The organism is Pseudomonas sp. HMSC076A11 (assembly GCF_001810205.1).
Taxonomy (GTDB): Bacteria; Pseudomonadota; Gammaproteobacteria; order Pseudomonadales; family Pseudomonadaceae; genus Pseudomonas; species Pseudomonas aeruginosa.
This window is the reverse complement of the sequence record NZ_KV800315.1, coordinates 284,920-298,327: the sequence shown is the minus strand read 5'-3', so window position 1 is coordinate 298,327 and position 13,408 is coordinate 284,920. Positions and strand designations below refer to the sequence as shown.

Below are 13,408 nucleotides of genomic sequence, written 5' to 3'. Positions count from 1 at the left end.
AGGCGCCCTGGCGGCCAGCTCTATTCTCGAAGCCATGAGCAGACCACGGAGACCGGCATGAACCCTCCGCAACCACGCCTCATCGATAACGGCAACGGCCATCCGCTGGCCAGCCATTGGTACCGGCCTGCCGGGGAGCCGCGCGGCTATCTCCTGATCGTCCCGGCGATGGGAGTGGAACAGCGCTTCTACGCGCCCTTCGCCGCCTGGCTGGCAGAGCGCGGCTACCTGGCCATCACCTTCGACTACCTGGGCATGGGGCAATCGCGCAACGGCTCGCTGCGCGGTCTCGAGGTCGATGTGCTGGGCTGGGCCCGTCATGACTGCAGCGCCATGCTCGCCGCCGCGCTCGCCGAGAGCGGGAGCAAGCCCCTGTACTGGATCGGCCATAGCCTGGGCGGCCAGATCCTGCCCTTCGTCGAAGGGCGCGAGCGTATCGATAGGGTCTTCAGCATCGCCAGCGGCAGTGGCTACTGGAAGGAAAACAGCCCGCGGTTGCGCAACAAGGTCTGGTTGTTCTGGTACCTCGTCGCGCCCCTGCTGACGCCGCTGCTCGGCTATTTTCCCGGGCGCCGCCTGGGCATGGTCGGCGACCTGCCGCGCGGGGTGATCGAACAATGGCGACGCTGGTGCCTGCATCCGCAGTACGCCCTCGCGGATGGCGAGGCCATCCGCCGCGCCTTCTCCGCCGTACGCACGCCCATCGTGTCGCTGTCGTTCACCGACGATGAAATGATGTCCCGACGCAGCATCGAGTCGCTGCTGGGCTTCTACCGCGAAGCGCCGAAAACCGCCTGGCGCATCGCTCCCGAGGAAATCGGCGCCCGCCACATCGGCCATTTCGGCTTCTTCCGGCCGCAGTTCGCCGAATCGCTATGGGCGGGCTACCTGTTGCCGGAGCTGGGCTCCGGCAACGCCCTCAGCCGAGGTTGACCAGCACCCGGCCGACCAGCTTGCCGGCGAGGATCTGGTTGATCGCCCCCGGCAGCTCTTCGAGGGCGATCTCGCGCGCCACCTCTTCGAGGTTGTCGAGCTTCCATTGCAGCGACAGCTTGTCCCACATGGATGCCTTGACCACCAGCGGCAGCTCCACCGAGTCCACCCCGAGCAGGTTGACCCCGCGCAGGATGAACGGCAGCACCGAGGCCTTGAAGCCGGCGCCGGCGGTCAGGCCGCAGCAGGCGACGCTGCCGCCGTACTGCAACGACTTGACCACGTTGAAGAGGATGTCGCCGCCGACGGTGTCCACCGCGCCGGCCCACTGTTCCTTGAGCAACGGCTTGTCGACGCCATCGGCCACGGTGGCGCGATCGAGGATCTGCTTGGCCCCCAGGCGGTTGAGGAACTCGGCCTGCTCCAGCTTGCCGGTGGCGGCCGCCACGGTGTAGCCGAGCTTGGCCAGCAGTTCCACGGCGATACTGCCGACCCCGCCGCTGGCGCCGGTGACCAGCACCGAGCCATGGTCGGGGCGCAGGCCGCTGCGCTCCAGCTTTTCGACGCAGAGCGCCGCGGTCAGGCCGGCGGTGCCGAGGATCATCGCCTCGCGCAGGCTCAGGCCTTGCGGGCGCTTGATCACCCAGGCCGCGGGCACGCGGATGTACTGGCCGAAACCGCCGGCGGTGTTCATGCCCAGGTCGTAGCCGGTGACGATCACCTCGTCGCCGGCCGCGAACTCGGCCACCGAGGACTCGGCGACCACACCGGCGGCATCGATGCCGGGGGTATGCGGGTACTTGCGGGTCACCCCGCGGTTGCCGCTGGCGGACAGCGCATCCTTGTAGTTCAGCGAGGAATACTGCACGCGGATCAGTACGTCGCCCGCCGGCAGGTCGCCGGTATCGCGCTCGACCACCTGCGTTTCGTAAACGCCGTGGGGCGCTTCCGTCACCCACAACGCCTTGAATACAGCCATTTCGACCTCCTCTCGTGAAAACCCTGAAGACAGCGTGTTCGTCCCTGTCGGCGCCGGCCTATTGCCAGAACTTCTGCTGGTTGAGCCGCCCCCACCAGGTCACCAGCACGCGGTCGATAACCACGCTGGCGGCCAGGCCGACGCGTTCCTGCAGGCTCTTGCGCTCGACGAATTGCACCTGGTAGACATCGCGCTCCCTGGCCTGCTCGGCCAGGTACTCGTCGCTGGTCTTGAGTTCGTCCACCAGCAGCTTGCCCAGTGCGGCCTGGCCCAGCCAGACCTCGCCGGTGGCGATCTCGTCCATGTTCAGTTGCGGCCGGTAGTGGGCCACGAAGTTCTTGAACAGTTCGTGGGTCACCTCCAGGTCCTCCTGGAACTTTTCCCGGCCCTTCTCGGTGTTCTCGCCGAATACCGTCAGCGTACGCTTGTATTCGCCGGCGGTAAGCACCTCGAAGTCAATATCGTGCTTCTTCAACAGCCGGTGGACGTTGGGCAACTGCGCCACCACGCCGATCGAGCCGAGGATGGCGAAGGGCGCGGAAAGGATCCGATCGCCGATGCAGGCCATCATGTAGCCGCCGCTGGCCGCCACCTTGTCGACGCACACGGTCAGCGGCACGCCGGCCTGGCGGATGCGCGCCAGTTGCGAGGCCGCCAGGCCGTAGCCATGGACCATGCCACCGCCGCTTTCCAGGCGCAGCACCACCTCGTCGTCCTTGCCCGCCATGCTCAGCACCGCAGTCACTTCGTGGCGCAGTTGCTCGGTAGCCGAGGCCTTGATGTCGCCGTCGAAATCGAGTACGTAGACCCGCGACTTCTGTTCAGGATGTTTCTTCGCCTGCTTCGCCGCCTTGCTCTCCTCCTTGCGCAAGGCCTTGAGGCTGGCCTTGTCGAGGACGCTGTGGCGGACCCGCTCGCGCAGGTCCTTGTAGAAATCGTTGAGCTTCTGCACGTCGAGGTGCCCGCCTGCGCCGCGCCGGCCGCGGCCGCGCAGGGCGACGATCACCACCAGCACCACGATGATCGCCGCCAGCACGGTCACGGTCCTGGCCAGAAAGCCCGCATATTCGGCAATGAACTCCACACAACCCCCTCTCTACTGTTGACGCACCCGTCTACGGGCGACACGATTGCGCAAGCATACCCAGGCCACCGACGGGCGGCCAGCGATGCCACTGCCTGGAGAGCCTTTGCAGGGCGCGCCCGGAGCAGCCGATAAAGGCAGCGAATGACATTCAAACAAGCGTATGTTTTTTCGTTGACAGCCCTGGGTGATCCTCATCCCCTCGCGGAACTTTCACCCGCCGAGGTCCGCCCGTGGGCAGCATCTACCTGATTCGACATGGCCAGGCGTCGTTCGGTGCCGACGACTACGACGTGCTGTCGCCGACCGGCATCCGCCAGGCGGAAATCCTCGGCGACCACCTGCTGAACCTCGGCGTCCGTTTCGACCGCGTCCTCAGCGGCGGCTTGCGCCGCCAGCAGCACACCGCCCGCGCCGCCCTCGAACGCCTGGAGTCCTCCGGGCTGGCCACGCCGGAGCTGGAAGTCGATCCGGCGTTCAACGAATTCGAAGCCGACGCGGTGATCCGCGCGCACCTGCCGGACCTGCTCGATGAGCAGCCGGAAGCCTTGCACATCCTTCGCCATGCGGCCGAGCATCGGGCCGAGTTCCAGCGCCTGTTCTCCACCATCATCGCGCGCTGGGTTTCCGGCAACCATGAGAAAGATGGGCTGGAAAGCTGGCAGGAATTCCTCGATAAGGTCCATGACGGTCTTCGTCGTCTGCTGGCGCAGGCCAGCGGCAAGGACAGGGTCGCCGTGTTCACCTCCGGCGGTACCATTACCGCCCTGCTCCAGCTGATCGTCGGCGTTCCGCCGCTCAAGGCCTTCGAGCTGAACTGGCAGATCGTCAATACCTCGCTGACTCGCCTGAAATTCCGCGGCGAGGAAGTGTCCCTGGCTTCCTTCAACAGTCACGTGCACCTGGAACTGTTGAAGGCGCCGGAACTCATCACCTATCGATGAGCCGGCCTACCGCGACCGTTCCGGTCGCCGAAAAAACCCTAGAAGAAAGGAATAGAACCCATGACCACCGTTGCTGACATCGTCTCCACCATGAAAAGCAAGTTCAACGCCAGCGCGGCCGCCGGCCTGGATCTGGTGTTCCAGTTCAACATCGAAGACGGCGACAACCACTACCTGGTCGTCAAGGACGGTACCTGCGAAGTGGTACAGGGCGACGCCGAGAACCCCAACGTCACCCTGATCATGGACAGCGAAACCCTGAAGGGCATCACCAGCGGCGAGACCGACGGCATGCAGGCCTTCATGGCCGGCAAGCTGCGCGCCGAAGGCGACATGATGCTGGCGATGAAGCTGGGCGAACTGTTCCCGGTCTGACCGTTTCCGGCGCCATGCCAGAAGGAAAACCGGAGTCCCTCGCGGCTCCGGTTTTTTTTCGTCCGGCATTCCTCCAGGCCGACGATCAGGGACCGTGATGGAGCGGCAACACGCTTGCCCATAACGCCCGGCGGCGGCTTGTGAGGGCCGGGACAGGGCATTAGATTAGCCAATTATCGCCGGTCACCATCATTGCGCAGCCTGATGCGCGCACCGGCTCCCGCGGCTCCGCCGTGGCACCACGAGAAGGGAACCCCATGTCGCTGACCGACCAATCCACTCGCATCCGCGCCGGCGAAGAACTCGACGCCGCCGTCATCGACCCGTACCTGAAAGCCCATATCCCCGGCCTCGAAGGCACCCCGAAGATCAGCCAGTTCCCCGGTGGCGCGTCCAACCTGACCTACCTGATCGAGTATCCGCGCCAGGAGTTCGTCCTGCGTCGCCCGCCATTCGGCCACAAGGCCAAGTCGGCCCACGACATGGGCCGCGAATACCGCATCCTGAACCAGTTGAACGCAGGCTTCCCCTACTGCCCGAAAGCCTACCTCTACTGCACCGACGAGTCGGTGATCGGCGCCGAGTTCTACGTCATGGAACGGGTCAAGGGCATCATCCTGCGCGCCGAACTGCCGCCTGAGCTGAATCTCGACGAACAACAGACCCGCAGCCTGTGCAAGAGCTTCATCGACAAGTTCGTCGAACTGCACAACGTCGACTACGCCGCCTGCGGACTGGCCGACCTGGGCCGCCCGGACGGCTACGTGCAGCGCCAGATCGCCGGCTGGACCGACCGCTACGAGAAGGCCCTGACCCCCGACGCGCCGCTCTGGGAACCGGTCAAGGCCTGGCTCAAGGACAAGCAGCCGGCCGATCACCACAAGCCGGGCATCGTGCACAACGACTACCGCTTCGACAACGTGATCCTCGACCCGGAAAACCCGATGCAGATCATCGGCGTGCTGGACTGGGAACTGGCCACCCTCGGCGATCCGCTGATGGACCTCGGCAATACCCTCGCCTACTGGGTGGAAGCCGGCGACCCGGCTCCGGTGCAGCTGACCCGCCGCCAGCCCAGCCACCTGCCGGGCATGCTGACCCGCCGGGAGTTCGCCGACTACTACGCCGAGCGGGCCGGGATCCCACCGATCGACAACCTGGACTTCTACTACACCTATGGCCTGTTCCGTCTTGCCGGCATCGTCCAGCAGATCTACTACCGCTACTACCACGGGCAGACCCAGGACAAGCGTTTCGCCCAGTTCGTGCAGATGAACAAGCTGCTGGAGCAGATGAGCCTGCAGGCCATCGAGCGCTCCCGCCTGTAACCGACCACTACAAGGGGATAGCCCATGTCCAAGACCCACCTGTTCGACCTCGACGGCAAGATCGCCTTCGTTTCCGGCGCCAGCCGCGGCATCGGCGAGGCGATAGCCAAGCTGCTGGCCCAGCAAGGCGCCCACGTGATCGTCTCGAGCCGCAAGATCGATGGCTGCCAGGCGGTCGCCGACGCGATCACCGCGGAGGGCGGCAAGGCCACCGCGATCGCCTGCCACATCGGCGAGATGGAGCAGATCCAGAACGTCTTCGCACAGATCCGCGAGCAGTTCGGCCGCCTCGACATCCTGGTCAACAACGCCGCCACCAACCCGCAGTTCTGCAACGTACTGGAAACCGACCTCGGCGCCTTCCAGAAGACCGTCGACGTCAACATCCGCGGCTACTACTTCATGTCCATCGAGGGCGGCAAGCTGATGAAGGAACACGGCGGCGGCAGCATCATCAACGTGGCCTCGATCAACGGCGTATCGCCCGGCGAGTTCCAGGGCATCTACTCGGTGACCAAGGCCGCCGTGATCAGCATGACCAAGGTCTTCGCCAAGGAATGCGCGCAGTTCGGCATCCGCTGCAACGCCCTCCTGCCAGGGTTGACCGACACCAAGTTCGCTTCGGCGCTGGTGAAGAACGACGCGATCCGCAACCTCGCCCTGCAGCGCATCCCGCTCAAGCGCGTGGCCGAGCCGAGCGAAATGGCAGGCGCCGTGCTCTACCTGGCTAGCGAAGCGTCCAGCTACACCACCGGCGTGGCGCTGAACGTCGACGGCGGCTTCCTTTCCTGACGGAACGGCGAACGCGCGAAGAGGGAGCCAGGGCTCCCTCTTTTCATTTCAGGATTGCCAATGCCTCGCACCAGCGCGGGACAGGCGCCCCACGGCTATTCACCTGCGTTCTCGGGTAGCCGGACGAGTACCCCCATAGGCGTTACCCGCCGCTTCCACTTCAGTTGCCGACCCGCCAGCCACCGTTCACCGACACCACCGTTCCGGTGACGAACCCCGCCTCGGGCGAGGCCAGCCAGGCCACCGCCACGGCGATGTCCTCGACCCGGCCGGTCCTGCCCAGCGGGGTCTCGCCGACGATGGCGGCGACCCGTTGCGGATCGAGGCCGCCGGGAAAGAACCGGGTGTCGGCGATGTAACCCGGCGCCACGCTGTTCACCGTGATCCCGCGCGAACCGAGTTCCCGCGCCAGGGCCACGCCGAAGCCATGCAGGCCGGCCTTGGCTGCCGCATAGCCCAGCGCACCAGGACTGCCGCTACCGGTCTGCGCAGCGATCGATCCGATATGGATGATCCGCCCGCCCTCTTCCGCGAAATGCGGCAACACCGCCAGCGACATGAGGAACGCGCTTTTCAGGTTGCCGTCCAGCAGCGCATCCCATTCCCGCTCGGCCTCAGCCAGCGGAGTGGTGGCGGCGATCTTTCGGGTGAACCCGGCGTTGTTCACCAGCACGTCGAGCCCCTGGAAGGTGTCGCCAACCCAGGCGGCCACCGCCTCGACAGCTTCGCGGCGGGAAAGATCGGCGGCCATCCAGGGCACACCGCCCAACTCGGCGGCAGCGCGTTGCAGGCGCTGGGAATCACGGGCCACCAGGGCGATCCGATAACCCTGTTGCCGAAGGCGCCGGGCGATGGCCAGGCCGATGCCCGACGAGCCGCCGGTGACCAGGGCGGTACGGGGGATTGGAGAATGAGTGTGCATGACGGGCTTCCTCTGTAATGGATGGAACGCCTCGTCTGGCCAGAGCGAGCGTACGGATGGATTTTCGACGGATCCGCCGCGATATATCCAATACTGTCTTTCTTAACTCACCATATCCGGGAGATATCGCAATGGCCGACTTACGCCAGTTCCGCCAGTTCGTCGCGGTTGCCGAGGAGCTGAGCTTCCGCCGCGCCGCTGAGCGCCTGCACATGGCCCAGCCACCGCTGACCACTGCGATCCGGCGGCTGGAAGAAGAAGTCGGCGCCAGCCTGCTGGAGCGTGACAACCGTATCCACCGCCTGACGCCGGCGGGCCGCGCGTTCCTCGACGAAGCCCGGCGCACCCTGGCCCAGGCCGAACTCACCCTGGCGGCCGCGCGCAGCGCCGCCAGCGGATGCAGAACGTTGCGCCTGGCGTTCGTCGACAGCACCATCAATATTCTGCTACCGCGCATACTCCAGGCGTTCCGCCAACAGCATGGCGCGCTGGACTTCCAGCTCCAGGAAGACACCACCGCAGGGCAACTGGAGGCGTTGCGCGAAGACCGCATCGATGCCGGCCTGATCGTTCTGCCGGTCGACTGCCAGCCCGGCCTGTACACACATCTACTGGTGGACGGCGACATGCGCGTGGCATTGCCCGAAGGGCATCGGCTGGCACGCCATGCGCGCCTGCGCCTGGAACAACTGGCCGGAGAACCCTGGCTGCTGTTTCCACGGCACTATGGGCCGGGCATGCACGACCTGATCGTCGCCGCCTGCGCGGCAGCCGGCTTCGTCCCGGAGGTGGTGCAGGAGGCGCGGCAGATGCAGACCATCGCCGGGCTGGTGGCCGGCGGCATCGGCGTCGCGCTAGTGCCTTCGCTGCTACAACCGTTGCGCCCGCCGGGGGTCACCTTTCGTCCCCTGCAAGGGCGGCGGGCGCGAATTCCCTATCGGCTGGCGCTGGCCTACCGCACGCCGTCGGAACTCATCGAACGCTTTCGCGAAACCGCCCAGGCGATCGCCGCCGCCCCGGCTTTTCGCATGGCCTAGCGCCAGTCCCTGAGCGCCTCCTCGGCCGCCAGGTTCATCGGCTCGGCAAGCAGCCCGGCGACGCCGTAGTTCACCGCGAACACCGCCTTGTCCGCCATCGGCAGGAAAGTCACCCGCCCCGCCAGCGGCTCGAACAGGAACAGGTCGTGCTCGCCGGCCCGCAGCCAGCGCCAGAGATCGACCCCCAGCGGACTCTGCGACAAGCCCAGGCGGCGGCCCCGGGACTGCTGCTCGAGGGCCAGGAAGCGGCCGCTGAGCGCGTCGAGGCGATAGCCCGGCGCCAGACCGATCAACGCGGCCAGCCCCTTCCAGCGGAAAATCCGCGCGTCCAGTTGCCAGAGTTCGCCGTCCAGCACCACGCTGCGCTCGTTGGCGCCCTCCTGGATCAGCACCCGGTAGCGCTGCGGCCCTTCGGCCTGGAAGCTCAGGGTGGCCATCGGCTGCTCGGGCTTGAGCAGCGAATAGCTGCGCAGGTCCCAGGCGAGCACCAGCAGCAGCGCCGCCACGGCGACGAAGGCCAAGCCGCAGGTGCCGCGCAGCCAGCCGAGGAACCAGGTGCGTTCGAAGAGGATGCGCCCCGCGACCAGGGCGGCCAGCAAGGCCAGTAACGCGAATGCCCAGGCCAGACCGTCGTACTGCATGCAAGCGATTCCTTCTGCGTGAAATTGCGGGCATTATGCGCACCCCTCCTCCCGACGGCCAGCGAGGCCGTTTCCCGATTGGAAGCAGGTCCGGTTTTTCATGCCCTTCGAACTCGCGATAGACCCCAGCACCCTGATCATCCTGGCCGTGGTGGCCTTTCTCGCCGGCTTCATCGACGCCATCGCCGGCGGCGGCGGCCTGTTGACCATCCCTGCGCTGCTCACCGCCGGGGTCCCGCCGCACCTGGCGCTGGGTACCAACAAGCTAAGCTCGACCTTCGGTGCGGCGACCGCCAGCTACACCTTCTACCGGCGCAAGCTGTTCCATCCCGGGAAGTGGCGCAACGCTCTGCTCGCCACCGCGATCGGCGCCGCCATAGGCGCCTGGGCGGCTCACCTGCTGCCCGCCGAGTGGCTGAACCGGATGCTCCCGGTGGTGGTATTCACCTGCGGCCTCTACATGCTCTTCGGCGGCACGCCGAAGGCGCCGCTGGACGCCGATGCGCCGGTCGGACGCAAGCGCCAGTGGCCGCAGGGCCTCGTCCTGGGCTTCTACGACGGCGTGGCGGGACCGGGCACCGGAGCGTTCTGGACCGTCAGCTCGCTGCTCATGTACCCGCTGGACCTGGTCCGCGCCAGCGGTGTGGCGCGGAGCATGAACTTCGTCAGCAACATAGTGGCGCTGGCGGTGTTCGTCGCCTCCGGCCAGGTGATCTGGTTGCTCGGCCTGTGCATGGGTGCGTCGCTGATGGTCGGCGCCTATTTCGGCGCGCGCACCGCCATCGGCGGCGGGGCGAAGTTCATTCGCCCGGTGTTCATCCTGGTGGTCCTGGCGCTGACCGCGCGGCTAGCCTGGCAGCACTGGTTCAGCGGCGCCTGAGCGGCGCGCCAGGTACAGGTCGATCAGGTGCCGGGCAATCGAGCGCTGCGCCGGTAGCGGCGGCAAGGCATCGAGGGAGAACCACTGGGCGTCCTCGATCTCGTCTTCCTGCGGGACGATCTCGCCGGACACGTACTCGGCGTGGAAACCGAGCATCAGCGAATGCGGGAACGGCCAGTTCTGGCTGCCGATGTATTCGAGATTGGCGACCTCCACCCCGACCTCTTCGCGCACCTCGCGGACCACGCACTGCTCCACCGACTCGCCGGCCTCGACGAAGCCGGCCAGGGTACTGTAGACCCCCGGCACGAAGCGCGGCGAACGCGCCAGCAACACCTCGTCGCCCCGGGTCACCAGGACGATCATGCTCGGCGACAGGCGCGGGTACTGGTGCAGCCCGCACTGCGGACACTGCATCACCCGCTCGTGGTCCTGCGCCTGCATGCGTGTGCCGCAATTGCCGCAGAACCGGTTGTGACGTGCCCAGATGCCGATCTGGCTGGCATAGCCGAGCATGCAGAACTGATCGAAATCGCCGTGCAGCATGAACTGCCGCAACGGCGCCCAGGCCATGCCCGGCAGCTCGATCGGCTCGTCCAGTTCCAGCACGTAAACCGGCTCGCCCTGCCAATGGCCGACCCCATGTTCGGCGAGCAGCGGGAGTTCCTGGCGCTTCAGCCATTCGCGGGGGAACAGCAGGCCGTTGTCGTCCTGGAGGAAGCGCTGCTGACAGTGCGCGAGCACCCAGCCGCCGACCTGGGCGGTAGCCGGCCGACCTGCCTGCCAGCGGAACTCGCCGGCCATCAGGCGGCCACCGGCAGTCCGAGCGCCTTGACGCTGGCGCTGGCCAGGTCGAGGACGTCCGGCTGGCCCTGCGGACGCAGCACGGCACCGCCCTCGAGATAGTATTCGAGACTGGTCAGGGCGTCGGCGAGGGTTTCCAGCATCTGTTCCGAAGGCATCTGCGCGGTCTCGATCATGCGCTGCTGGATGTAGTCGGCGCAGCCGCCGACCAGCAGCGCGGCGCGCTCCTGACCGAGGAACCAGAGACCGCCCCGGACCGCCTGCAGGCTGGCCGGGACGTTGGCCAGGTTGAGCTTGTCGCCATTGGATTCCAGGTACGCGGTGATCGCACGCTTGGCCAGGGCCAGGCCGGCCTTGGCCTCCTCGATCACCACGATGCGCGCCTCGGCCAACTGGTGCACGGCGAACGCATCGGCTTCCTGCCCGGGCTCCGCCGGAGTCGGCCGGATGATGCGGCGCTCGCCGCGCTCGAGGTTGCCGACCATGCTTTCCACGTAGAGCACCGCATCGGCCAGGCGCAGCAACGCCGGCGGCGAATCGGCGACGCCGCTGGCAGCCCAGGCGGCCACGGTGGGTAGCTGGGTCTGCAGGGCGGTGCCGGCCGAGTTCAGGCCGACCATGCCGAGGGTCTTGCTCAGCTTGCCCAGTTGCGCATGCAGGTTGGTCAGGCTATCCGGCTGGGCCACGCCGCGCTCGATCAGGTCGAGCATGTCCTTGACCCCGGCGAGTTCCTCGCGGATCGCCGTGGACAGCGAACGCATCACCGACTGGCCGGGGCCGGACAGGCGCTGCGATTCCTCTTCCAGCAGGTGGTCGGTGAACGGCAGCGGCGCCAGCCCATGCAGTTCGCGGACCTCGCGCGAACGCGGGCCCTGGCCGTCGGACAGCGCCACCAGGTAAAGCAGTTCCTTGAGCAGATGGCGCGGCGCCTCGTAGGCCGGGCCGATCAGCAATTGCTTGAGCTCGCGGTCGATGCGCGAGAACAGTTGCTTGCGCGACTTGCGCGGCAACAGTTGGCCATCGACGATCGACTCGATCGCCGCGGCGCCGATCCAGCACAGCCGCGAACGGGCCACCCCGCCGTGCAGGCTGTCGAGGCGCGCCAGCGCGCGGCCCATCAGCTTGAGGCTGGGATAGAGGTTCTGTTCGCGGATCAGGCCGAGCAGGCCGATCTGGTACATGTGGCGCATCCGCCGGCTTTCCTCGCCCAGTTCGGCTTCGGAAGGCAGGTGGTCGATGGCAGTGCTCGGCGGCCGCGGGATATCCAGGCGGGCGCTGAAGAAGAAGCTTTCCGGCAGCGCCGGCTGCCCTGCGGCACAGCGCACTTCGTTGATCGCCGGCAAGAGCAGCTCGGGGATCTCCTGGCGATTGGCCTCGACGTTCTCCAGGTAGCGGCGCAGCACGTACAGGGCGTTGCCCAGGGCTGCCAGCTGGCCGTCGCGCTCCTCGCTGACGCCGGTGGGAATGTCGGTCGCCAGCTGCAGGGCTTCCTGGGCCAGCAGCTCGGCGCCGGCCAGCTCGATCAGGTTGAGGGTGCCGCGGATCTGTTGCAGGCATTCGACGGCGTGCTGCAGCAGGCTGCCGTTCTGCCGCTCGGCAATGAACTGCTCAAGACCCTGTTCGGCCTGTTCCATGGTGGCGAACAACTCGTCGCGCACCAGACTGAGGGACGTGGCTCCTGTGACCATCGGTCTAGTGCGCCTCCCGCGCAAGAATATACAACGGCATCAATCAGCGAATTCCGGCTTCTGCTTGGCCATATGCGCGGCCATCGCCACCCGCAGGTCGGCGGACTGGAGCATGGCGGCGTTCCAGGTAGCGACGTACTCGAGGCCGTCGTCGACCCGGTGGTCGCGCATATAGCGGATCATTTCCTTGGTACCACGGATGGCGATCGGCGACTTCGCGGCGATCTGCCGCGCCAGTTCGAAGACCCCATCCATCAATGCGGCCTGGTCCGCGTAGGTACGATTGACCAGGCCGATGCTCCGTGCCTCTTCGCCGTCGACCATGCGCCCGGTGTAGGCCAGCTCGCGCATCATGCCATCGCCGATGATCCGCGGCAGGCGCTGCAGGGTGCCGACGTCGGCGGCCATGCCGATGTCGATCTCCTTGATCGAGAACTGCGCGTCGGCGGTCGAGTAGCGCATGTCGCAGGCCGAGACCAGGTCGATGGCGCCGCCCAGGCAGTAGCCCTGGATCGCCGCGAGCACCGGCTTGCGGCAGTTGTCGACCGCGTTGAACGAGGCCTGCAGCTCGAGAATCTTGCGACGCAGGGCGTCGGCGTTGCGGCCGACGTCCTTGCCCAGTTGGCTGCCGACCTGGGCCAGCAGCATCAGGTCGATCCCCGAGGAAAAATGCTTGCCCGCCCCGGACAGCACGACCACCCGCACTTCGTCGGTATCGTCGACCCAGCGGAAGATCTCGATGATCTCGCGCCAGAAGTCCTGGTTCATGGCATTGATCTTGTCCGGACGGTTGATCTGGACGTGGGCGATCTTGTCTGCCAGCTCCACACGGAATGCGTTGTACTCGGTCACGGCGATAGTCCTCGGCAGAGCAACTGCGCTGTCAGAACGCAGAGATTTTTGTTGTGCGGAAAATCCCGCAACTATAACAAGGGCGAGCCAAATGTCGATGCTGCACTATGTGATGCACGGCACGCCCATTGATACCGCAATCTCTTCGA

General features: G+C 66.4%; 14 protein-coding genes. 7 read left to right on the top strand and 7 right to left on the bottom strand.

Features of this window, described 5'->3' with window-relative positions:
- The first annotated feature begins 57 nt into the window (after nucleotides 1-57).
- Nucleotides 58-933 carry an alpha/beta hydrolase family protein gene (locus HMPREF2716_RS22090; protein ID WP_003117684.1) on the top strand — a complete coding sequence of 292 codons (876 nt, stop codon included), beginning with the start codon at nucleotides 58-60 and terminating at the stop codon, nucleotides 931-933.
- On the opposite strand, the gene HMPREF2716_RS22085 is transcribed toward HMPREF2716_RS22090, so the two are convergent.
- Nucleotides 920-1,912 (bottom strand): YhdH/YhfP family quinone oxidoreductase, encoded by a 993-nt coding sequence (locus HMPREF2716_RS22085; protein ID WP_003087998.1) that lies wholly within the window; start codon nucleotides 1,910-1,912, stop codon nucleotides 920-922. The two genes, HMPREF2716_RS22090 and HMPREF2716_RS22085, sit on opposite strands and share 14 nt — an antisense overlap.
- 58 nt (nucleotides 1,913-1,970) lie before the next feature.
- Nucleotides 1,971-2,996 (bottom strand): protease SohB, encoded by a 1,026-nt coding sequence (gene sohB, locus HMPREF2716_RS22080; RefSeq protein ID WP_003087997.1) that lies wholly within the window; start codon nucleotides 2,994-2,996, stop codon nucleotides 1,971-1,973.
- Nucleotides 2,997-3,229: 233 nt separating this feature from the next.
- On the opposite strand from sohB, the gene HMPREF2716_RS22075 reads away from it, so the two are divergent.
- The 4 genes from HMPREF2716_RS22075 (at nucleotide 3,230) to HMPREF2716_RS22060 (ending at nucleotide 6,435) form a co-directional block, all read left to right on the top strand.
- Nucleotides 3,230-3,940: a histidine phosphatase family protein gene (locus HMPREF2716_RS22075; protein WP_003098172.1), complete on the top strand. Its 711-nt coding sequence runs from the start codon at nucleotides 3,230-3,232 to the stop codon at nucleotides 3,938-3,940.
- Between the two features lie 60 nt (nucleotides 3,941-4,000).
- Nucleotides 4,001-4,315 (top strand): SCP2 sterol-binding domain-containing protein, encoded by a 315-nt coding sequence (locus tag HMPREF2716_RS22070; RefSeq protein ID WP_003087993.1) that lies wholly within the window; start codon nucleotides 4,001-4,003, stop codon nucleotides 4,313-4,315.
- Between the two features lie 257 nt (nucleotides 4,316-4,572).
- Nucleotides 4,573-5,643: a phosphotransferase family protein gene (locus HMPREF2716_RS22065; protein ID WP_003098170.1), complete on the top strand. Its 1,071-nt coding sequence runs from the start codon at nucleotides 4,573-4,575 to the stop codon at nucleotides 5,641-5,643.
- Between the two features lie 24 nt (nucleotides 5,644-5,667).
- Complete coding sequence (locus HMPREF2716_RS22060; protein WP_003087987.1) at nucleotides 5,668-6,435, top strand: SDR family oxidoreductase; 768 nt, start codon at nucleotides 5,668-5,670, stop codon at nucleotides 6,433-6,435.
- Between the two features lie 160 nt (nucleotides 6,436-6,595).
- On the opposite strand, the gene HMPREF2716_RS22055 is transcribed toward HMPREF2716_RS22060, so the two are convergent.
- Nucleotides 6,596-7,357 (bottom strand): SDR family NAD(P)-dependent oxidoreductase, encoded by a 762-nt coding sequence (locus HMPREF2716_RS22055; protein ID WP_023089041.1) that lies wholly within the window; start codon nucleotides 7,355-7,357, stop codon nucleotides 6,596-6,598.
- A gap of 131 nt (nucleotides 7,358-7,488) precedes the next feature.
- On the opposite strand from HMPREF2716_RS22055, the gene HMPREF2716_RS22050 reads away from it, so the two are divergent.
- The gene (locus HMPREF2716_RS22050; protein ID WP_023518570.1) at nucleotides 7,489-8,394 is read left to right on the top strand and encodes a LysR family transcriptional regulator; all 906 of its coding nucleotides are present in this window, start codon (nucleotides 7,489-7,491) and stop codon (nucleotides 8,392-8,394) included.
- Here HMPREF2716_RS22050 and HMPREF2716_RS22045 read toward each other — a convergent pair.
- Nucleotides 8,391-9,035 carry a hypothetical protein gene (locus HMPREF2716_RS22045; RefSeq protein ID WP_003113597.1) on the bottom strand — a complete coding sequence of 215 codons (645 nt, stop codon included), beginning with the start codon at nucleotides 9,033-9,035 and terminating at the stop codon, nucleotides 8,391-8,393. The genes HMPREF2716_RS22050 and HMPREF2716_RS22045 overlap by 4 nt on opposite strands.
- Nucleotides 9,036-9,135: 100 nt before the next feature.
- Here HMPREF2716_RS22045 and HMPREF2716_RS22040 point away from each other — a divergent pair, with 100 nt between their 5' ends.
- A complete protein-coding gene (locus tag HMPREF2716_RS22040) occupies nucleotides 9,136-9,915 on the top strand; it encodes a TSUP family transporter (RefSeq protein ID WP_009876259.1) in 780 nt (259 codons plus the stop codon).
- On the opposite strand, the gene nudC is transcribed toward HMPREF2716_RS22040, so the two are convergent.
- From nudC to HMPREF2716_RS22025, 3 genes are read right to left on the bottom strand one after another with little or no spacing between them, the layout of a single operon-like run.
- Nucleotides 9,883-10,719 (bottom strand): NAD(+) diphosphatase, encoded by an 837-nt coding sequence (nudC, locus tag HMPREF2716_RS22035; RefSeq protein WP_003113595.1) that lies wholly within the window; start codon nucleotides 10,717-10,719, stop codon nucleotides 9,883-9,885. The two genes, HMPREF2716_RS22040 and nudC, sit on opposite strands and share 33 nt — an antisense overlap.
- The gene (gene fimL / locus HMPREF2716_RS22030) at nucleotides 10,719-12,407 is read right to left on the bottom strand and encodes a type IV pilus/biofilm regulator FimL (RefSeq protein ID WP_003098159.1); all 1,689 of its coding nucleotides are present in this window, start codon (nucleotides 12,405-12,407) and stop codon (nucleotides 10,719-10,721) included. Before fimL ends, nudC begins: the two co-directional genes overlap by 1 nt.
- A 39-nt stretch (nucleotides 12,408-12,446) precedes the next feature.
- Entirely contained in the window at nucleotides 12,447-13,259 is an 813-nt protein-coding gene (locus HMPREF2716_RS22025) for a crotonase/enoyl-CoA hydratase family protein (protein ID WP_003087972.1), read from the bottom strand.
- Nucleotides 13,260-13,408: the final 149 nt, after the last annotated feature.